At 44.5% G+C, this 19,890-nt stretch carries 21 protein-coding genes and 1 tRNA gene; 14 read left to right on the top strand and 8 right to left on the bottom strand.

The genetic code is table 11. The features are described 5' to 3' along the window. Positions 1-133: 133 nt before the first annotated feature. The 3 genes from HMPREF1222_RS00345 (at position 134) to HMPREF1222_RS00335 (ending at position 3,485) form a co-directional block, all read left to right on the top strand. A complete protein-coding gene (locus HMPREF1222_RS00345) occupies positions 134-1,798 on the top strand; it encodes a Na/Pi cotransporter family protein (protein WP_016517718.1) in 1,665 nt (554 codons plus the stop codon). A gap of 78 nt (positions 1,799-1,876) precedes the next feature. Next, positions 1,877-3,301, top strand: coding sequence for an AMP-binding protein (locus HMPREF1222_RS00340; protein ID WP_016517717.1), 1,425 nt, complete (start codon positions 1,877-1,879; stop codon positions 3,299-3,301). Between the two features lie 110 nt (positions 3,302-3,411). Beyond that, positions 3,412-3,485: transfer RNA gene (locus tag HMPREF1222_RS00335), tRNA-Ile, on the top strand. A 55-nt stretch (positions 3,486-3,540) separates the two neighbouring features. On the opposite strand, the gene HMPREF1222_RS00330 is transcribed toward HMPREF1222_RS00335, so the two are convergent. From HMPREF1222_RS00330 to HMPREF1222_RS00315, 4 genes are all read right to left on the bottom strand, one after another. Beyond that, positions 3,541-4,311 (bottom strand): radical SAM protein, encoded by a 771-nt coding sequence (locus HMPREF1222_RS00330; protein WP_016517716.1) that lies wholly within the window; start codon positions 4,309-4,311, stop codon positions 3,541-3,543. Between the two features lie 3 nt (positions 4,312-4,314). Further along, a complete protein-coding gene (locus HMPREF1222_RS00325; protein WP_006189310.1) occupies positions 4,315-4,827 on the bottom strand; it encodes a glutaredoxin family protein in 513 nt (170 codons plus the stop codon). A 409-nt stretch (positions 4,828-5,236) separates the two neighbouring features. Further along, positions 5,237-7,507, bottom strand: a complete 2,271-nt coding sequence (locus HMPREF1222_RS00320; protein ID WP_016517715.1) for a glycoside hydrolase family 2 protein — start codon at positions 7,505-7,507, stop codon at positions 5,237-5,239. A 1-nt stretch (position 7,508) separates the two neighbouring features. Beyond that, positions 7,509-8,387, bottom strand: coding sequence for a hypothetical protein (locus tag HMPREF1222_RS00315; protein WP_016517714.1), 879 nt, complete (start codon positions 8,385-8,387; stop codon positions 7,509-7,511). A gap of 280 nt (positions 8,388-8,667) precedes the next feature. On the opposite strand from HMPREF1222_RS00315, the gene HMPREF1222_RS00310 reads away from it, so the two are divergent. From HMPREF1222_RS00310 to HMPREF1222_RS00260, 11 genes are all read left to right on the top strand, one after another. Then, on the top strand, positions 8,668-9,222 hold the full coding sequence (locus HMPREF1222_RS00310; protein ID WP_016517713.1) for a hypothetical protein: 555 nt from the start codon (positions 8,668-8,670) through the stop codon (positions 9,220-9,222). Positions 9,223-9,336: 114 nt separating this feature from the next. Beyond that, on the top strand, positions 9,337-9,576 hold the full coding sequence (locus tag HMPREF1222_RS00305) for a hypothetical protein (RefSeq protein ID WP_016517712.1): 240 nt from the start codon (positions 9,337-9,339) through the stop codon (positions 9,574-9,576). A gap of 119 nt (positions 9,577-9,695) precedes the next feature. Next, complete coding sequence (locus HMPREF1222_RS00300; RefSeq protein WP_016517711.1) at positions 9,696-10,109, top strand: hypothetical protein; 414 nt, start codon at positions 9,696-9,698, stop codon at positions 10,107-10,109. A 17-nt stretch (positions 10,110-10,126) separates the two neighbouring features. Then, entirely contained in the window at positions 10,127-10,441 is a 315-nt protein-coding gene (locus tag HMPREF1222_RS00295; RefSeq protein ID WP_016517710.1) for a hypothetical protein, read from the top strand. A 38-nt stretch (positions 10,442-10,479) separates the two neighbouring features. Beyond that, on the top strand, positions 10,480-10,773 hold the full coding sequence (locus HMPREF1222_RS00290) for a VpaChn25_0724 family phage protein (protein ID WP_016517709.1): 294 nt from the start codon (positions 10,480-10,482) through the stop codon (positions 10,771-10,773). A 23-nt stretch (positions 10,774-10,796) separates the two neighbouring features. After that, positions 10,797-11,354, top strand: a complete 558-nt coding sequence (locus HMPREF1222_RS00285) for a phage protein Gp27 family protein (RefSeq protein WP_016517708.1) — start codon at positions 10,797-10,799, stop codon at positions 11,352-11,354. After that, complete coding sequence (locus HMPREF1222_RS00280; protein ID WP_016517707.1) at positions 11,351-12,844, top strand: hypothetical protein; 1,494 nt, start codon at positions 11,351-11,353, stop codon at positions 12,842-12,844. Before HMPREF1222_RS00285 ends, HMPREF1222_RS00280 begins: the two co-directional genes overlap by 4 nt. Continuing rightward, positions 12,823-14,406, top strand: a complete 1,584-nt coding sequence (locus HMPREF1222_RS00275; RefSeq protein WP_016517706.1) for a DUF935 domain-containing protein — start codon at positions 12,823-12,825, stop codon at positions 14,404-14,406. The genes HMPREF1222_RS00280 and HMPREF1222_RS00275 overlap by 22 nt, the downstream gene beginning before the upstream one ends. Next, the gene (locus tag HMPREF1222_RS00270; protein ID WP_016517705.1) at positions 14,407-15,738 is read left to right on the top strand and encodes a phage head morphogenesis protein; all 1,332 of its coding nucleotides are present in this window, start codon (positions 14,407-14,409) and stop codon (positions 15,736-15,738) included. A gap of 287 nt (positions 15,739-16,025) precedes the next feature. After that, the gene (locus HMPREF1222_RS00265; RefSeq protein WP_016517704.1) at positions 16,026-16,253 is read left to right on the top strand and encodes a hypothetical protein; all 228 of its coding nucleotides are present in this window, start codon (positions 16,026-16,028) and stop codon (positions 16,251-16,253) included. Between the two features lie 67 nt (positions 16,254-16,320). Then, entirely contained in the window at positions 16,321-16,524 is a 204-nt protein-coding gene (locus tag HMPREF1222_RS00260; protein ID WP_016517703.1) for a hypothetical protein, read from the top strand. Between the two features lie 464 nt (positions 16,525-16,988). Here HMPREF1222_RS00260 and HMPREF1222_RS00250 read toward each other — a convergent pair whose 3' ends face one another. From HMPREF1222_RS00250 to HMPREF1222_RS12350, 4 genes are all read right to left on the bottom strand, one after another. After that, complete coding sequence (locus HMPREF1222_RS00250; protein ID WP_016517701.1) at positions 16,989-17,888, bottom strand: hypothetical protein; 900 nt, start codon at positions 17,886-17,888, stop codon at positions 16,989-16,991. A gap of 12 nt (positions 17,889-17,900) precedes the next feature. Further along, complete coding sequence (locus tag HMPREF1222_RS00245) at positions 17,901-18,128, bottom strand: hypothetical protein (protein ID WP_016517700.1); 228 nt, start codon at positions 18,126-18,128, stop codon at positions 17,901-17,903. Continuing rightward, positions 18,125-19,081 carry a hypothetical protein gene (locus HMPREF1222_RS00240; protein WP_016517699.1) on the bottom strand — a complete coding sequence of 319 codons (957 nt, stop codon included), beginning with the start codon at positions 19,079-19,081 and terminating at the stop codon, positions 18,125-18,127. The genes HMPREF1222_RS00245 and HMPREF1222_RS00240 overlap by 4 nt, the downstream gene beginning before the upstream one ends. 70 nt (positions 19,082-19,151) lie before the next feature. Then, a complete protein-coding gene (locus HMPREF1222_RS12350; RefSeq protein ID WP_016517698.1) occupies positions 19,152-19,778 on the bottom strand; it encodes a helix-turn-helix domain-containing protein in 627 nt (208 codons plus the stop codon). Between the last annotated feature and the right edge of the window lie 112 nt (positions 19,779-19,890).

Raw genomic sequence — 19,890 nt, 5'->3', positions numbered from 1 at the left:
TAACCGTCAAGTTCCCTTAATCGGAAACTTGCTTATTAACGTGTGCGCTTTTCGCGCACCCAATGCAACAGCCTCAAAAATTCATATTTTTTCGGCTGTTGCATTTTAAGGGAGCTTTTGCTATGCTGTCGGCATGAATATAGTTGTAATATTGCTGCAAGCGCTGGGGAGTCTCGGCTTCATTTTATACGGCATGAAATTGATGAGCGAAGGTATCCAGAAAAGTGCCGGAGGAAGTCTCCATCGAATCCTCAATATGATGACCGGAAACAGAGTTCTTGCCGTACTTACCGGTTTTGCAGTTACCGCTATTGTTCAGTCATCGGGCGCAACCACCGTTATGACCGTTTCGTTTGTTAATGCGGGACTTCTCTCGCTGACACAGGCAATCGGCGTTATCTTCGGTGCTAACATCGGTACAACGGTTACCGCGTGGATTGTCGCGCTGGTCGGTTTTCAGCTCAAACTCGCCGAAATTGCAATACCGGCATTCGGCATCGGCTTCTTCCTTACCTTCTTTAAAAGGATCCACCAGGAAAGTCTAGGGGAAGGCGTTATGGGGTTCGGCCTGCTTTTTACGGGACTCGGCATTCTCTCTTCACTGATGCCGGATCTGTCCGCCGATAACCTGTCATTCTTATCCTTCGCCGCAAACGACAGTATCTACAGTATTATCATAGGCTTTGTTGCAGGCTTCCTTTTAACAATCATCTTACACTCTTCGTCCGCAACCACCGCTATTATTTTGACCATGGCTTATGGCAAAGTTATCGGTATGGAATTCGCTGCGGCAAGCGTACTCGGCAGTAATGTCGGTTCCACGATCGATGCCGTTATCGCGGCAATCGGAAGTAAACTCAATGCGCGCAGAACGGCTATGGTGCACGTACTGTTTAACGTATGCGGTGCGCTTTTATTCTTAATCTTTTTTAAACCGTCGCTCGCGTTGTTGTATCGCCTAACGCCGGAAGGCAGCAGACTTGCAAACATAACCATCCGGCTTGCCCTCTTTCACTCATTATTCAATATTATCAATACCTTGATTGCTCTCCCGTTTATTCCGTACATTGCGCGCTTTGTAGAATGGCTTGTTAAAGACAAAGGAAACGAATCGCCGGAGCGATATCAGCTGGTTATACCGAGCGAAACGGCAATTAAAGAAAATATCGAAGCGTATATTCTGCAAGCTGAGCGGGAAATCAGCATGATGTCTATGGTCGTACGGAAGATGTTCGATACGATTCGCCCCTTACTGGAAGACGATTACAAAGGTTCCGTTGAAACAGTCATTGCGCAGCTTGTACAACAAGAGGACTATGCAGATCAAATGCAGGAAGAATTATCCCGCTTCTTAATTGCAACCTCCCGCTTGTCGCTCAGCGTTAAAGCGGCGCATAACGTGCGGCTGATGCTGACTATTGTCGATCACCTTGAAAATATGACCGATCATATTTATGAATTGGGACTGCATATCGAAAAGAGCAAGAAGAAAAAGCTTAACATCCCGAAGGAAGATATGGATAAGCTTTTGCCCTACCTCGGCGTTGTTAACCAGTTTATTCACTTTGTACACGATCACTTAAACAAACCGTTGGCACAGGATCAACTGGCGCTTGCCGATGAAATGGAGCAGACAATCGATGCCATGCGCAGTAATCTGAAAAAACTTGCACGGAACCGTTTGGAAGAAGGAGCAAATGTCAAGGCTGAGCTCTTGTATATCGATATGGTACGGACAATTGAAAAGATCGGAGACTGCGCGTTCAGTATTTCCGAAACGCTCAGCAAAACAGTATAAAGTGCGGTGGCCCGCTTCTAAAATCAAAAACAGAAAATTTTGCGCAACAAAGAAGGCAGCCGCATAAGGGGGAAGGCTATGGATATATTACGGTATGCCGAAGAAGACCCTCAGCGGGTATTGGCGATAACCGATAACGGTGAGACAGTACATTACAGTGAAATCGATACGGCTGCAGCGGTGTTTTCAAAAGAGGCAGCACATCAGCTGGTGTTTTTACTCTGCAGCAATTCCCGCGGAACACTGCTCGGTTACCTCGGCTGTTTAAAGGCAGGCGCCGTACCGCTCCTGTTGGACGCACATATCGCGCCGGATCTTTTGCAGCATTTAATCAAAACCTACCGCCCCGCTTTTTATTACATTCCGCACGATGTGCCGGAAGAAACAAAAAAAATTCTCCCAATGAATAAAACCGTTACTGCAATAGCGGACAGCCTATTACTCCAATCGGATACAAAAGGGCCGGAGCTTTTTCAGGATTTGGCATTGCTCCTTACTACATCGGGGAGCACCGGCAGCCCTAAACTTGTGCGCCTGACATACCGCAATATTTGTGAAAACGCGCGCTCAATTGCAGAATACCTGCATATCACCGACAAGGAACGCCCGATAACCATGCTGCCGATGAGTTATTCATACGGAATGTCGATTATCAACAGCCATGCCCTTATGGGGGCAACCATTATATTGAGCGGACACGATATCCTAACCGCTGCGTTCTGGGAACGTGTCAAACGGGAAAACGTCAGCTCGCTTGTCGGAATCCCCTACACCTATCAAATATTTTCCCGTTTACGGTTGACCGAAATGGAGCTGCCGGCGCTTAAAACGCTCACTCAAGCGGGGGGAAAGCTGCCGTACGAACTGCATAAGAAATTCGGCGAGTGGAGTTTGAATACCGGCCGGCGCTTCTTTGTGATGTACGGACAGACCGAAGCCGCGCCGCGCATGGCATATCTGCTGCCCGATAAAACACTGGAAAAGTGCGGCAGCATGGGCATTGCCGTTCCCGGCGGCGCACTCAAACTGATCGACGAAACGGGTACCGAGATTACCGCGCCAGACACTGTCGGCGAACTGGTGTACCACGGGTCGAATGTTGCAATGGGCTATGCGGAATGCGCTGAGGATTTATCGAAAGGAGACGAATGGCACGGAACGCTGCATACCGGCGATATGGCAAAACAAGATTCCGACGGTTATTTTTTTATCGTCGGGAGAAAAAAACGGTTCATCAAGGTATTCGGGAACCGGGTTAATCTTGACGATACCGAACGGCTGCTTTCCGCAGCGTTCCCCGATGCCGAATTTGCCTGTATAGGGCAGGACGACCTTCTCTGCATTTACACAACGCTGGAAGCCGAAGAACGGCACCGCGCAGTGTCGGAATATCTGGCACAAACGACGCGGCTCCCCGCAAAGGTATTTCATATTTTTTTTATCGACGCGATTCCTAAAAATACTGCGGGTAAAAAGCTCTATTCGCAGCTGAAAATCCGCTAAAAAGAAGCTCAACGGTTACCGCGTCAAGTATGCAGTCCAAAGGCCGATGCCTTTACCCTTTCAGATACCCTTGACTAAAGCGGTAAAATACATTAGTATTGTGCTTTCTTGGGCCTATAGCTCAGTTGGTTAGAGCAGCGGACTCATAATCCGCGGGTCGCCGGTTCAAGTCCAGCTGGGCCCATTTTCACCCTCATACATCAATTTCTCGTCAATCAACTATTATTATTATCGTACAATTATCGTAAACGGCTATTGGGTATCTTCGTTGCGGCAAACCGGATAAGTTCTTCCGTTTCCGCCTGAGTATAGGGGCGGATAGCATTCCATTTAGGATTAAGACAGTTTCCCGGTAAAAAAGGTGCAAAAAACCATGCGGCATCGGAAGGAAGCACGTCTGCAATAGCGCATATATCTTTAGCGGTAATAAGCGGCGGTACAAGAACCGTCCGGTACTCTATTTCTACCGGCCGGCAAAACGTTTCTTTTTGACGTAAGAGCATGAGCGTCCGTTTAAGAACCGCTCCCGGTTCTAGAGATACCGGAGCAGTACCGGCAGGGCGGCAGAACTTGAGTTCATGATAACGGGCAGGATCGGTTTTTATATCGATGGCTATCATATCCGGACAAAGCGTTTTATCATGCAGCAGCATAGATAAGGCATCCGGCAATAAACCGTTTGTATCAAGCTTGACAGCAAGGCCGGCCTTTTTCGCCCGTAAGATAAGTTCCGTCAAAACCGGCGACAGCAACGCTTCGCCGCCCGAAATAACCAGCCCTTGCAGTACAGCCTTCCGCTTTTCGATATGCTCATAGACTGCTTCAATAGGTACGTAGTCATTGTTGCCGGACTGCAGCGGATTACGCATCGGTCCCTCGAAAATCGATGCGCACACAAGCTCACTATTATAGCAATAGGGGCAGCGCAGGTTACAGCCCGGCAGAAAAACCGCCGCCGCAACCCGATGCGGGTAGTTTACAAGCGTGGTTTTCTGCAGGCCGACATTCATAGCTTAAGCGATAACCGCTTCGGCCGTATAAGGGGTAAAATGATGGGCTTTAAGATCGGCAACGGAATATGCACGCGAAAGTTCTTTTTCCGCCTCGTTATACATGATAACGGTTGGACATGAGCGTACTCCGTGCTTTGCAGCCGCTTTAATACCCTCCTCGGTATCGGCATCGATATACCGGACGGCAATACCGAGACTGCTGCAATAGTCTTTGACAGGCGGGCAATTAGGACACGTTTTCCGTGTATATACCTCGAAAAACGCAGGATACTGAACGGACGTTGTCCCCATGTCTAATACGGCACTTTGACCGGCATATACGTGTGTTTTCGGATTTTCGCGCTCGAACATTTTCCGCTCCGAAAATTCTTCACGCTTGCCCTTATTCCAGTTACGGACGGAACGGTAATAACCGACTATGCGTGCATATACTTCCGTTGTAGTACCGTGTACATTCTGCAGTTCCGACTGCGCAGCTGCAATATCGGCATCGATTGCTTCTCTTGTTCTCATGATTTCTCACCCGCCTTTTATAGAGTTATTTTAACGCTATATAACTTTATCCATATAGCGTTAATTATGCTTATATTTGCTATAATAACACTAGATATGGGGGTATGTCAACCATCTCTTTTGAAATATACGGCACATCTGCGTTGTCGCTACGCCAAAAGTGTACATCCTTGTACACTTTTGGCTGCGAGTTTCGGTACAACCGAAACATCGCTTCTGCTTAGCACAAGCGGCATCCATGCCGCTACTGACAATCTTCGCCGTTTCAGAACGGACAAGGATGTCCGTGGTTATAAGCAGTAGCGAGTTTGCAACGCAAACTCGTCGTTGAGTAGTGTACATGGATGTACACTACTCAACAGGCTATTTCAAAAGGCTTACGGAAGCGGCACGAATGCCGATTCTGAAATTACCGGATGCGGACGGAAACGGTTTCGCTTTTAAATTCGCTTGTCTGCGCGGAAACTTTTACCGTACCGACGTTGCCGAGCGTCTTAATCCAAAAAGCGCGGGAGCCGCCGATGAGGGCAAATCCCTGCGGTCCGATAATCTTCGCGGAGCCTTTTAATTTAATCTGCACTACCTCGGAGCTATAGGGTAATTCATTGCCCGCCTGATCAAGCAGCCGCACAACAAAGCGGACTGCGTCGGGGATGTCGGCACGGAGCTTCGTTTCATCGGCGGTAAGTACAAGCTGTGCCGGTATGGGGTTTGCGGCAAACCGTCGGGTAATACATTCTTTACCGTTATGATAACCGATGAATACGGCATCTTCCCATGCGCCGCCCCACACACTCGGAAGGTTATCGATAATAACGGGCGGATGCTCAAGTCCGGGATAGCGGTCAAAGGCAGGATAGAAAAGCCCCAAATCTTTTTCCCCGATGGTAAGCCGGACTGCCTCGCAGTTCGTACAGATGGTAAGCGGCGCAATCCCGCCGACGGCACGATCCCCGACGGTATAGCGGGTTAACGGTTCCAACACCGGGCGGCTTTCTGCAGGCTGCTGACTTGCATACACGCTTGCGGCAAATTTAGGAATGCGGAACATATCCATCACGCCGTGGTAGCAAATACGGTCGCCCGAACCGAAGTTTGCATGAGTATTATAGTCAAAAGCGCACCAGCCGATTGCGCCGCACTTTTGCGGGTCGAGGGCGGCGGCATTTTGTACCGCAAGGTGAAGTTTTGCATGCTCGATCAGCCGTTCTTCTTGGTCGAACCGTTTTGTCGGGTAGATATGCCCGCCGAATTCGGTTACGAGGTATGGAAGCAAATCCGGCTGTCCGGTAACCTCGCGCTGAAATCGAAGCGCGCGCACCGTTCCGGCTGCAGTGCATGCCGGTAATCCTTGCGAGCCGTAAATAAAGTCGTTCATCGTATAAACGTCTTCAAAACATTCGCTCTTTTCGATACATCGGACACCGCCGGTTTGTCGGTACGGATCGAGTTCACGGGCTATCATATTTGTCTGCTGGTAAAAATCCGTGCAATCGGGCGACTCATTGATGCGTACTCCCCACAATATAATAGAAGGATGATTCCGGTCTCTGGCAATCATCTTCCGGATATTTTCGCAGCTGATATCCTGCCACGCGGAATCGCCGATATGCTGCCAGCCGGGCATTTCTTCAAAAACCAACAGCCCGATTTCATCGCAGCGGTCTAAAAAATACGGCGACTGAGGATAATGCGAGGTACGGACGATATTGACACCGAGTTCATACTTTAGGATATCCGCATCTTTTTGCTGTACCCGCTGAGGCATCGCGTAACCGATGTATGGAAAAGACTGATGCCGGTTTAAACCGCGCAGCTTTAGCGGCTTTCCGTTTAAGAAAAAACCTTCCGGAGTAAATTCGGCAACGCGGAAACCGATACGGGTTGAAACGCTATCACATACCGCGCCGTCTTCCAATAAAGATACCTCAACACGGTACAGCTCGGGCTTTTCCAGCGTCCACAATTTTAAGCCGGTTAATTCATCCATAAGCATCGATAATGTAAGGGACGGAACGGACACGACAAGCGATTTATGTAACTCCGCCCGTTTTTTATTTCGGGAATCAAAGAGTGCTATCAAAATATTAATCGGCTTATTCATCCGGTCGCTGTGTGCAATCGCGATGTCCACCTGCAAGCTTTTCTCCGCCGTTAAAACGGATACAGGCCGGGCATAAACCGATTCGATATGACAGTGAGGCACCGCACGCAAGGTAACATCGCGGTAAATACCTCCGTAGCAAAGGTAATCTACCATCCCGCCGAATGGAGGAATATCCGCCCGCTCCGTCGAATCGACGTACACGGCCAGTACATTTGTTTCTTCTTCCCCATAGTCAACATATTGAGTAATCTCAACGGAAAAAGGAACATACCCACCTTTGTGTTCTCCGGCAAACTGCCCGTTTACAAAGACCTTTGCATAGCACATCACTCCGTCAAAGTCGATAAAAAGGCGCATATCTTGCAGTTGAGGGGATACGGCAAACTTCTTTCTATAGCAGGAATGGAATTGATATATTTTTTCATCAAAATAATGATACGGTAGTTCTTTCACCGTATGCGGAAGCTGTATTTCGGTAAAATGTGTTTCATCGCAATCACGTTGCAGGTATTGTTCTTCAAAACTATCCGCAAATTGCCAATGTTGCCATAAAGGTATTAATGTTCGTGCCACTTTAGGCCTCCGTTTGTATATCGATCATCTGATTTAATACGATATTAAAGTCTTCTATAAAAATCCCTGAATACCGTTCGATATTTTTTATGATAAAGTCCTTCAATGCCAATATTCTGCCCGCCAAATCGGGACCGGCAGGCATATCCACCATCATAATGACTCTATAACCGTTATCCTCGGTTTGAACGGTAATTTTCTTAATATTTACAGCGCTGTCATACTGCACTGTATACTGCATCACCATTTCTTTTAAAGCCGTATCGGAAACTTGAGCCGAATAAACTTTAGAAAACTCAGGACGCACAACCGATTTTTCAAATAACGTTTCTTCTTCTTTTAAGTGCCCTGTACTTGCATTACGGAACAGCAGCCGTATTTTATCATAAAATATTTGTGGATAGTTCCGTTTTACCTCAACAGACGGCACGGGGATAACATGCTTTCCTTCAAGCCGGCGGCTCCGGATGGCGGTTTCAATTTCTTCCCTTGTCGCAATATCTTCAATGCGGATAATTTTTTGCGGGGGCGGAATTTGCAGCCGCGCCGCAATCTTATTAACCATCTTATCGGATGTGCCTAAAATCAGCACTTTCTTTCGGCTGAACTGATGAAGCACCTTTGCGGCCTCATCCCGATGCTGCTTATCGTCGAAAACCGCGACTTTTACTGCCGCCAAAAATGTTTTTTCCCGTTTTGCAGAATGTCCCGCAAGTATTTTATCGCCTTTAATGACCAATCCGTCATCGATAATCAAATCTATTCCGTATCTTTGGGCAACAAGCCGTGCCCTAAAACTTTTCCCCGTGCCGTTGCCGCCGACCAGCGCATATATTTGGGGGCCTTTTACCCAGCGGAAAAACCTATCAAAAAACCGCATATCGGTCTAGTATAAGCCGGTTATTCTATCTTCGCAAGCCCATATTCTATGCGCCATCAAATAGAATGCCTAATGCCGGAGAATAGACGGGATTTAGCGGGAAAAGGCGGGATTTAATGGGAAAAATATGAAAGAGGGATTACATAGGGTGTAATTAAATGACCGGTATTTTCTTGAGTATATTCCGGTAAAAAGGCTACTTTTTTAATAATCGTTATCTGATATTTAATGTAAAAAAATACTAGGCTCTTACATGACTGACAAGATAAGGAGCCTTACTATGCTGCATCTTCATATAATCCGGTATGTAGAATCTTACGATTTCAAAGCCGAACCGGATAAACCTGATAGCTTTTCAAATAACTGGAAAAATAATAGCCTCGACGATTTCATTTTGCTGAATGATGATACCGAGCTTTTCAAATGCAAATGTCAGAGCGTTGCAAATTATTGCTTCGGTGATATGCTGCCCGGAGATACCGTTTCTTACGGAGACAGCATTGCCGCCGGAGATTTTACCGTGCGGTGCTTCGTGCCTCCGCGGAAATTTCATGGACAAATCCACGCTATTACACAGACGGTCGATATTGACGGACAAAAAATTGACCGTAACGCGATGCAGACTACGAAAGGCGGCTACCAGACCGGCCGCTGGCTGATACATGATCGGTTCTCATTTTCAAAAGGAACAGACACGACCTACGCATGGAGTGCGGGCTGCTTTATTCTCTCATCCAAAGACTTGGAACTTTTCAATCAAACACTAAAAGCACACGGCGTACAAGCCGGAGACGAAATCGCAGGTATCTTATCCGTACAAGGAAGGGGACTCTAACACTGCTGACAAATCGTCTCAAGGGATTTTAAAGAATCTCGCTATTTTGAAGACCTTATGAAGCGGCTGGAGATACCGCCGCTTAAAAATAAAACTCATAACGGAGGTAGCATTGTGGAACAACAAGCAGAAGCGAAAAAGGAAATCAGCATGAAAACCGTATCCAACATTATGGCGGGAGTCGGTATTTTACTGGTTATTGTATCATTTATCTTGAATGCGTGCGGCATTACGCATATTGCAATGACTGATGCACTGCTCGCCGGAGGCTTTTGCAAAGGGGTGTTTTTGCCAGTTGATGCGTCGATCTGGATAAACAATATCTTCAAAGGAAAGCCCGACGATGTTCGCTAAGATTAAACAGGTAGGCATTATTCTTTGGGCAGTCATCGCTTCGGCGGCTGCCGTTATCGGGTTTATCCTGTTGAACCGCCGTAGTAAAGAAGATGAGCAAACAATAGAGGAGAAATCTCATGCTGCAAAAGAACACACGAGACAAGAAATTGAACAAACGCCTGCGAGCGATCTTGCTGCTGCTTCCGCTTGTGCTGACACTTTACGCCGAGAAAAGCAATCCATCACCGACCGCTTCCGGCTCGAAGTTCAGCATCGACTTAACGAGAAACTACACGGGGCTGGAAGTTCAGGAACTCCTTGATATTGTCGTTGAAGAAGCGGAAAAGAGTATCACGGAAGCGTATAACGCCGGTTATAAACAAGGAGTCCTTGAATATAAACCCGATGTTGCATATTGGAAAACACAAGCGGAAGGCTTTGAAACACTTTTGAAAGCGGAACGGCGCAAAAAGTGGCTATGGAGTTTAGGCGGGGTAAGTATCGGATTGGCAGGAGGAGTCGGCATCGGAATTGCGCTGCAATTAAGATAGCCTTGAATGGTAAACAGATGGAAATAGTCAAATTTATCCTTGCTTGTATCGGCAGCTTCATAGCCACAACCGGATTTTTCGGCGGGCTTTGGGCAAATCATAAAAAGAAGGTTGAAGCAAAAATAGCCGGCGTACAAAACTCCGCCGATGCAAAGATTAAAAAGCAAGAAGAGCGCATCGAAAAACTTGAGGATGTCGTTGCGGAACTTCAAAAGACCGTAAGCGATGGTCTTGGCCAGCGGTTAAGTAATATCGAAGGAGAGATGAAAGGCATGAATAATATTTTGAAGCAGATTCAAGGCTGGTTCATCAATAACACACCGCGGAGATAGCCGACACAAACAATGCGCAGAAAGGAGATTTAAGGAAGATGGAACATATATTTTTACCGAACCAACGCAGTATCATTTTACAGGGACTTGAAAAAGACGCAAGCAGGACGCTTTCAAACGAAATGCTCCAGCGGCTTTTAAAAACATACGGACATACGGTCAGCCTTGCTGATGTGAATACGCTTATCAACTGGCTTGAAGTGCGCGGCTTTGTTATGGCAGAGCGGCTTTCTGATAAAGGTCTTGTATTAGCGCACCTTACCCGCGCAGGGCTGGATGTCGCACTTGGCTATTGCCGAGTAGAGGGCATTGAGCCGCCTTTTATGGATTAAGCGCTTTACGAGAGGGTAAAAAGATGGGACAGAAAAGTGCCGTTGATAAGCTGCCAGAACCGTTACGCAAGCGCCTGATCGAGCTACTGAACCGGCCGGACGTAACCCAGCTTGAAATCGTTGATGCCATCAATGCGGAAGCGGGAGAGCCGCTAATCTCAAAAAGCTCACTTAACCGCTATGCACTTAGAATGAAAAAATTTGCCGAAAAAAACCGACAAGCTCGCGAGGTTGCGGAAGCCTATTTAGAAAAGTACGGCAGCGACACGCGGAACAAGCTGGGTAAAGTAGTAAATGAGCAGATACGGCTTGTCGCTTTTGACCTTATCTGTGAACTGGAAGAATTAAAGGAAAGCAAGGATGTCGATCCGAAGCTCATGACCGAAGTGATTTTTAAAGTCTCTCGCGGCTTGAAGGAATTGGAACATGCTGAAAAGCTTAATGCCGAGCGGGAAGATGCCATCAAAGAGCTCATCCTTAAAGAGACGGCAGCAAAGGTTGAAGCGGTTGGGAAGAAAAAAGGCGTGAGTAAAGAGGCAATGGAAACCATTCTTGCCGAAGTGTTTAGGATACAAGCATGACCATCTCGGAAGCATTAAGCAAAAACATCTTACTTGACTACCAAAGCCGCTGGCTCCAAGACACATCAAAAGTAAAGGTCTGGGAAAAAAGCCGCCGTATCGGAGCTTCGTATGTAGAAGCGCTCTATGCGGTATTACTGGCAGCGCTTTCACGCACTGACGGCGGGATGAACTGTTACTATCTTTCGTATGCAAAAGAAATGACGCAGCAGTTTGTCAATGATGCCGCATTTTGGGCAAAGCTATTGAACATCGCCTGCTCCGATATGGAAGAGACGGTGATCAAAGATGAAGATAAAGACATTACCGTTTATAAAATCCGCTTTGATTCAGGGTTTGAGATTTGGGGACTGCCGTCTGTACCGCGCTCGCTTCGCTCAAAGCAGGGACATGTCGTTATTGATGAGGCGGCATTCTGCGATGATTTATCGGAACTGTTAAAAGCAGCGTTAGCGCTTTTGATGTGGGGCGGCTCGGTTGCTATTTTGAGTACCCATGACGGGGAAGATAATCCGTTTAATGATTTAGTCAAAGAGATTCACGATGGCAAAAAAGAGTACTCGCTGCACCGTACCACGATTGATGATGCCTTGAGTGATGGTTTATACAAGCGCATTTGTGAAGTCAAAGGAGAGGTATGGAGTGCGGAAAAAGAAGCAGCGTGGCTTGCTTCGCTCATTAAAGATTACGGCGATGGCGCGGATGAAGAATTATATTGTGTGCCGCGTGCAAACGGGACGCAGTATTTCCCGCGCTCCCTCATTGACAGTATCAAAAAAGATGCGCCGGTATTCCGGTTTACCGAAAGCGATACCTTCACATTTGAAAACGAATGGAAGCGGGAGCGTACCATTCAAAAATGGTTCAAAGAGATAAAGCCGGTTTTACAAGGAACGCGCAATCCGGTTGTTATCGGTGAAGACTTTGCTCGCTCCGGAGACTTAACCGTTATCTGGCTTGATGGAATACTCAAAGAAGGTGTTTCCCAAACACTCTGCGTCATTGAATTGCGCAATATTCCGTTTGCCCAACAATGGCAGCTGATACAGCTTGTCGGAAATACCGTGAGTAATTTGGAAGGCGCCGCCTTTGACTCACGGGGAAACGGACAGATGATTGCCGAACTTGCCGCGCAGGAATGGCCGGGGTATGTGTATCAAGTGATGCTTTCACGCAAATGGTACGCCGAGTATTTTCCCAAATTAAAAAGCGCGTTTGAAGAAAAAACAGCAAGCGTGCCGGATGATCTTTTTATCCGTGATGATTTTACGGTGGTAAAAGTTGTACAGGGAGTGCCGCTGGTTACAGATCGTACCGGCTCAAGCAGGGTACGACGGCACGGCGATGCGTGTATCGCAAAAGTAATGGCTCACTATGCAGAGCTGCAAAGCTATGAAGCAGGGTATCAGACCTACGCGTATGAGCCGGTTAAAACAAGAACCACATTTGGACTAAAAGGAGTTGATCCATGGGATGGCTGGGACGATTAACCGGCAAAGCCGGAAGCACTACAGAACGAAAAAACACGCACGGCTTAACCGAACAGCGGGCAACGCCGGTTGCCAACTCTAACCGCGACTTATGGTCGGGCGGTTTAGTTGCAGGGCTTACCCCGGAGAAGCTGGCATCTCTTTTAGATACAGTGCGCCGCGGAGACGTTCCGGCGGAGTATTTGGAGATTGCCGGAGAGTTGGAAGAGCGCGATGCGCATTACCGTTCAGTGCTTTCAACCCGCAAACACGCCGTTGAAGGACTGGAACTGTATGTGCAAGCAGAAAGCGATGATAAAGAAAGCCTTGCAATCGCCGATGCCGTCAGTGAAGATATTGCGCAGCACGCCGATTGTATGGATTTAATTAAAAACACGCTCGACGCTTTAGGCAAAGGCTTTAGCGTCAATGAAATTATCTGGGAGACTTCCGGCTCGCGGTGGAAACCGCAAACCTTTTACTTCCGTGATCCGCGCTGGTTCGCGTACGATAAAGAAACGGGTGTACTATCGCTTCGGGATCCTTACGGTATGGAGCTGCATCCGCTTGAGCCGTACAAGTTTATCGTGCATGAGCCGAACCTGCTAAGCGGCAAGCAGATTACCTCCGGTTTGAGTTTTACCGCGCTCTTTTATTGGCTGATTAAAACGTATGACGTAAGTAGTTGGGCAGCATTCGCCGATCGCTTCGGCTATCCGGTGAGAATCGGTAAATACGGACGCAAGGCAACAAAAGAAGATATTGCAACCTTAAAGCGTGCCGTTGCCGCAATCGGCGCAGATGTCGGCGCGGTGATCCCCGATTCAATGCTCATCGATATTATCGAAAGTAAAACAACGGCGAGCAATGCAACTGTGTATCAAGACATTGCCGAGTGGGTTGATAAGCAGCTTTCAAAGCTGGTACTCGGACAGACAGCAAGCGCCGAAGGCACTCCGGGCAAGCTCGGAGACAGCCAAGACCAGCAGACGGTCAGACAGGATATCTTAAAAGCGGATGTGCGCCAGCTTGAGCAAACCTTAAACCGCGACCTTGTTATCCCGTATGTCAATTTTAATTTCGGCGAACAGGAACGCTATCCGAAACTCTGCATCAAATACGTCGAACCGAAAAACGTACAGCTCATTGTCGATTCCGTTACCAAGCTCGTACCGCTGGGCTTAAAAGTAAAAGCGCAGGAAATACACGCACTGTTAGGGCTTTCTGCTCCTGAAAAAGACGATGAGATACTCACTGCGCCGAATCCGTATCAAACGGAACTGAACACGCACGGGGCGCTCTCCGGCTCCATTGCACTCAATGCAAGTGATGTTTCTTCCTACACAAGCGATGATGATGAACTGCCGGAAGAAAACGAGCAAGACTTTATCGCTATTACCGACGATATTGCAGCAGTACTGGAACAAGCGGCGGATAAAGCGACCGACTTTACGAGCTTTGAGGCGGAACTTGAAAAGCTGGTAACTGGCTGGGATCCCGCAAAAATAGCCCGCACAATGGCAATCGCATTTTTTAAGGCACGTGCCGAAGGCGATGCCCATTTTGATAAGGAAGATGAATAAATGCCTGAGTCTCTTATCCCTGAAGATGCGCTCAACTACATCAAAGATAAAAATTTAAAAGTCGGTTTTTCGTATAAGGATGTCTGGAACGAAGAACACGCTACCTCTTTTACCGTTGCAAAGGCGATGCAGCTTGATGTATTAAGCGATATTAAAAAGGCGGGTAAAAAAGCGCTTGAAGAAGGGCACAGCTTTGAACACTTTAAAAAGAATTTAAAGCCGACACTGCAACAGAAGGGTTGGTGGGGCAAAAAGAAGATGACCGATCCGCTTACCGGAGCAGAAATTGATGCACAGCTCGGAAGCGACCGGCGGCTTAAAACTATCTACGATGTCAATTTGCGCAGCGCTTTTCAGAAAGCTCAATATGACCGCACAATGGCAAGCGATCTGCATCCCTATCTTATGTACTGTATCGGTAATGCCAAAAAACACCGTGAACAGCACCTCGCATGGAACGGTCTTATTTTGCCGAAGGATGACCCTTGGTGGGATAACCATTTACCGCCGAACGGATATCGTTGTAAGTGCCATACAAGGGCAGTCTCGGAGCCGAGAAAAAGGCGCTATGAGCGGGACGGCATAAAGATACCGCCGAAAGCCGACGGCTCAGGAGGCGGAATCCTCAGGGTAAAAACCGAAGCGCCGCCGGAAGAATACCGCACGTATTTTAACGAGCGCAAGGGAACTATTGAACGTATTCCCAAAGGTATTACGCCGGGCTTTAACTGGAACCAAGGGAAGATGAGTAGAAATACTGCCGTTTTAGCGGAGTGTATAAAAAAAGCATCTGATAAAATACCGGAACAGTTTAATGCCGTTGTACAAACACTGATGACAAACACTGCGGCAAAGGCTGCACATATTGATTTTATTGATAATGCCGTATCACGTACCCTTGATAAAAAGTATATAACACCGGTCGGCTTTTTGGATCAAAAAACACAAGCCGCGCTCGCAAAAGAGAATATCAATATCGGTAATCAAAATCTTATCTTCTTGGAAGCCGGATTAGTGCAGAGTGCTAAATACTCTAAGCGCCACGCAGAAACCGGCAATGCTCCCGATGTGTTTGATTGGTATAACATCATGGATTATCTTATTGATGCATCAATCTATTATGACGGTGAAAAACTTATTTTCTTAAAGAAAAAAACTGAAAGTAAATATATGAAAATCGCCGTCGATGTGAGTATGAAAAATAAGGGACATAAAGGCGTTTCTTTAATGTTGCCGAAAATCGATACGATGTATGAACTTGACCTTTCAACCGAACTGGATAGAGGCCGTAATGAATATCAGCGTATCATCGAAATGAAAAAAATACGATGAGCAAAGGCGGCCGGATTCGAACCGACTGCCCTCGCCTTACGCTTCCCTCGCTCCTATACAGGGGGTCTTCCTTTGCTCATCATACAAGAAGCATAACGCATCCGCCTCTAAAAATCAACTCGTTTTTTTTAATCACTGTTAAAACACCTCACCGCTCTTTTTTTGCTACAGTATAACCAACCTCGTCCGATATGTAGTGTCCGCTCATGTTGGAAAACTCCTTACAAAGGAAAATGTCCCCGCCGGAGGACTCATATCCGGCATCTTTATCATCTAAAGGAGGAAGCATGAAAGGTTTTGGAAAAGCATTGATCAGTATTTTCTCATTAGTGCTTATTGCCCTGTGCGCATTGTTATTGCTTGTCATTGCTTTTGTCCCGTCTGCTGCTCTTGCAAAAGTCGGTGCAATCGTCTTGCCTTTGTGCATCATCGCAGGCGCTGTCATTGCCCTGTGGTGGCCGATAAGACATTTTGCAGCCTTTGTAAAAGCGCATACTGCTGCAACAGGGGTTTAGTATTAAGCGGGGCAGCTTACGAGCTGTCTCGCTTTTTTTATGTTTGTATATAATTAGGAGTATCGGTATGAAGAAAATCGACTATGATAAGCTCATTTCATTATTGGAATCAGCTGGATACGATGTGCACATGATCGGCCAAGACCGGTATTTTATCGATAGGGATGACCGGCTCGGCATACAGATTAACGCAAGCCGACCGATAACAAAAGACGAACAAGATTCGGTTAAGGCGTTTCTTGCACAGAATAACGGAAACAACAATCCTTAAAAATCCGCTTTAAATTCTGTTTCGGGGAGTTCGCCCTTGTATTCCATGTTTATTTTTTTGTTTTTCTTATAAGATCATCTATTTCATTTCTTAGATTAACTAATCCTATAAAATTAATGACAAAGTATAACAGACAAAAAATATTATAAAGACCAAAGAAACTATTGTATGAGAAAATAAAAAAACCTAATGTACATTGTTCATTTAGTCTTAATGAGAGGAAGAAAAATAGTGCTGCAAATGAGAATAGACCGATAAAAGTATTTTGAATTTTAAGTAATTGACTGCGATGTTCTTTTACAAAATCTTCATTTGTAATGTCTGAAAAAGAAAATGTGAGCACCTGGCTCAGTGAAACAGAAAACATTATTCCAATAACACTGAACATAGTATGAAAATAGTCAGCAGTAAATGATATACCAATAGATGCCGTACATATAGAAAGAAGAAACAGTATAAATATCCTAAGAAACCACCTTCCCACTTTCTATATCCTTTAATATTTTACGCATTTCAGTTTCAATTTCTTGTTCGTTAAATATATCATCTTTTAGCTCCTCAATTTTTCTCACAACACTTACTAAGTATTGTGAACCACGAATACGTCTTCCGTTTTTCCCAATGATAATAATATTATCATCATCAATTATTTTCAATGCCGTATCGAGTGCTTTCTCTTTTTTTATATTTTTTTGCTTAAATTTTAACGTAAGAATAGCAGAAACCAAATTTTCTTCATCAAAATCTTTTATTCCTTTTACATCCATGAGCTTTTTAAGAATACTTTCTTTAAGATGCATTGACTGAGATTTGATTTCGTCTATTGCATTTATGTAGCCGTCATTAATTTGCACTGATTTTATATCATGTATTGGTAATACCGTTGCAGTGTTCTTCTTAGGTATAAAGGAAATACGACCATCATTAATTCCCTTTTGCTCAAGAAACCAATTAACATAATTTTCTAACGGTTTTAGTGTTTGTTTTTTATTTGTTATAACAAGAAAGGTTTTGTAGATGCAAAAAAACGACGATATTTTTATAGAACCTACAGAATTATCCCGTGATTCTGCTATCATTTCATTAAGGGATACCGTTTTTTTATCTAAGGCTGTTTTGGGGACAGAAGATTCTTCTCTTTCTGTAAGTCGTGCAAAAGAACCAAAAAGAAAACCGTTACTCGAAGTAAATGTCGTTATGAAATCACTGTCTTTATTTGCTTCATCATGTGATAACAGCATTAGTCTATCACGAGCTGTATTTGTTGCATTCAAGCAATTGAATAAATCTCTGCTTAAATCAGGGGTCTGTATATGCTGTTCTACATAATGTATTTCGTAGACAGTCATTGTTATTTTCTTCATATTTCCTCTCCTCTACTTTTCAGGCAGCTTACACACCTTACAAGCCGTATACCCTTTCGCCTGTGCGTCTTTAACCGTAAGCTCCGTAAGGTGCTTGGACTTTTTTAACGTTTTACAGTCCTTGCAGTGATACTTTTTCCCCGTATCCGTTATGTACACCTTCTTATCGGTATCGGTTGCGCAGATACCGGCAACAGCAGCAAACAGCAATGCAAAAATAAGCGTTTTTTGTTTAGTCATTCTAATTTCCAATCTCTAATAAATGTATTCAATTTAATTTCATATTTTTTTAAATCTTTCGAAGGAACAATATAGTTTAATTTTTCCCTCATTGTACCTTTTGTGTCTATTAACTGTAAAAATTCAGTAAGGGTTTCATTTTTTTCATTAAAAAAATCAATCCATGTTTGAATATTGTTTATTTTACTGACTATTTCTTTTTTATATTGTTTTTCAGCTTGTAAGCGCGCTTCTTCTTTATATTTTTCAATTAATATAGGAATACTATCAAGGGCTTTTTGTTCATCTTTGATGCCTTCTTTCCATCTTTTCTGATTGGATAAAGCATTTGCATACGCTGCACCCAGTTGAATAACATGATTCTCCAGTTCTGCGTTCCTCTTGTTGTTTTCACGTAAGTCCTTTAGCATTTGAGTTTCTTCTGCAAGAATTTTTTGTATTTCTTCAGGTGGTTGCATTGCAGATAAATTCTGTTCGTAAGTTTGTATGTTAGATTTATGTATTTGAGCATTACTCTCTAATATAGCAATTTCAGGAACACTATAAGTAAGTTTTTTATTTTCAGGTAATTTACAATTTTTGATACTCCATACATGCAATACGTTTATATCAGACATAATTTGTTTAAAATCTTTTAGTTCAATCAATGAAAGTTCTCCAGAGTTTTCAATGGCTTCCATGTTATTTTTAATTAAATCTATACTTTTCTGAAAATCACTATATGTCAAACCTTCTAGTACAGAGTCAAGCATTTCTATTCCATTTTCCAACCACTCATCTTGAAAAGTTGTTAGAGATGTATTTCCGAGATTACAAAACAGTGTTACAACGTCTTGAAAAAAAGTAATAACATTATCCCTTTGTTCCTTTGCATCAAAATTCTCTGCACTCGCAAAGAAGCAAAAAAAAAGAAGATACACCAAACAAATACAAACTTTTTTAATATCATGCATAAGTGATAACTCCTGATTTTATATTTTTATTGTTGCTGTTGTTGCTCACTATGGTTTAGCAAACTGCTACCTATTTGGACTGTTCTAATTGTTCAATCCGCTTTTTCAAATCATAAATTTCATCCATCAAAGATTTATCTACATCTGCGATTTCAGCATAAGATGAATTTTCTGTCCTCGTAATATGAGGGATTTTATATTGTCGCTTATATTCAGGAGGCGTCTCAGGATTTAATACTAATTTCCCATTAATAAGAGCGCCGCCTGGTATATTAGTAAACATATTACCGTGTCCGTTTCGGATATAGACGCTGTTAATGTTAAAAATTTTTTCTAGTTTTTCGAGAATTGCTGCTGATGGCTCTATCTCATTTTTCTCATAACTTTGGTATTCTGTGAACGATATCTCTAATAAATTTGACACAGTTTCTATATCTAAATTACATTCCAACCGAGCTTCTTTCAGCCGATCCCCTACTGTATGCGGAACACGGAACATGCGACCTTCACCGGTTATAAACCAATCAAGACTAATACCTAGTTCTGATAATCCAAACAAAAAACCTTTAGAGGGTTCTCGTACTCCGTTTACAAATTCTGAAACAACACCTGTTGAAATTCCTAAAAGTTTCGCAAAAGCCGCTTGATTAGTGTTTAACGTTTCTATAATCAAAGCTATTTTATTCCCAAAATCCAAATACTTTCTCCTAAAACACCACTTTTATTCCCATTTTCAGAATATTTCTCTTGACATATTTGGAATATGAGAATATTATAAAAATATCGGCTAGAACTAAAGCAATCTCAAG

The organism is Treponema vincentii F0403, from assembly GCF_000412995.1.
Lineage (GTDB): Bacteria > Spirochaetota > Spirochaetia > Treponematales > Treponemataceae > Treponema > Treponema vincentii.
This window is presented reverse-complemented; position numbering and strand designations above follow the sequence as displayed.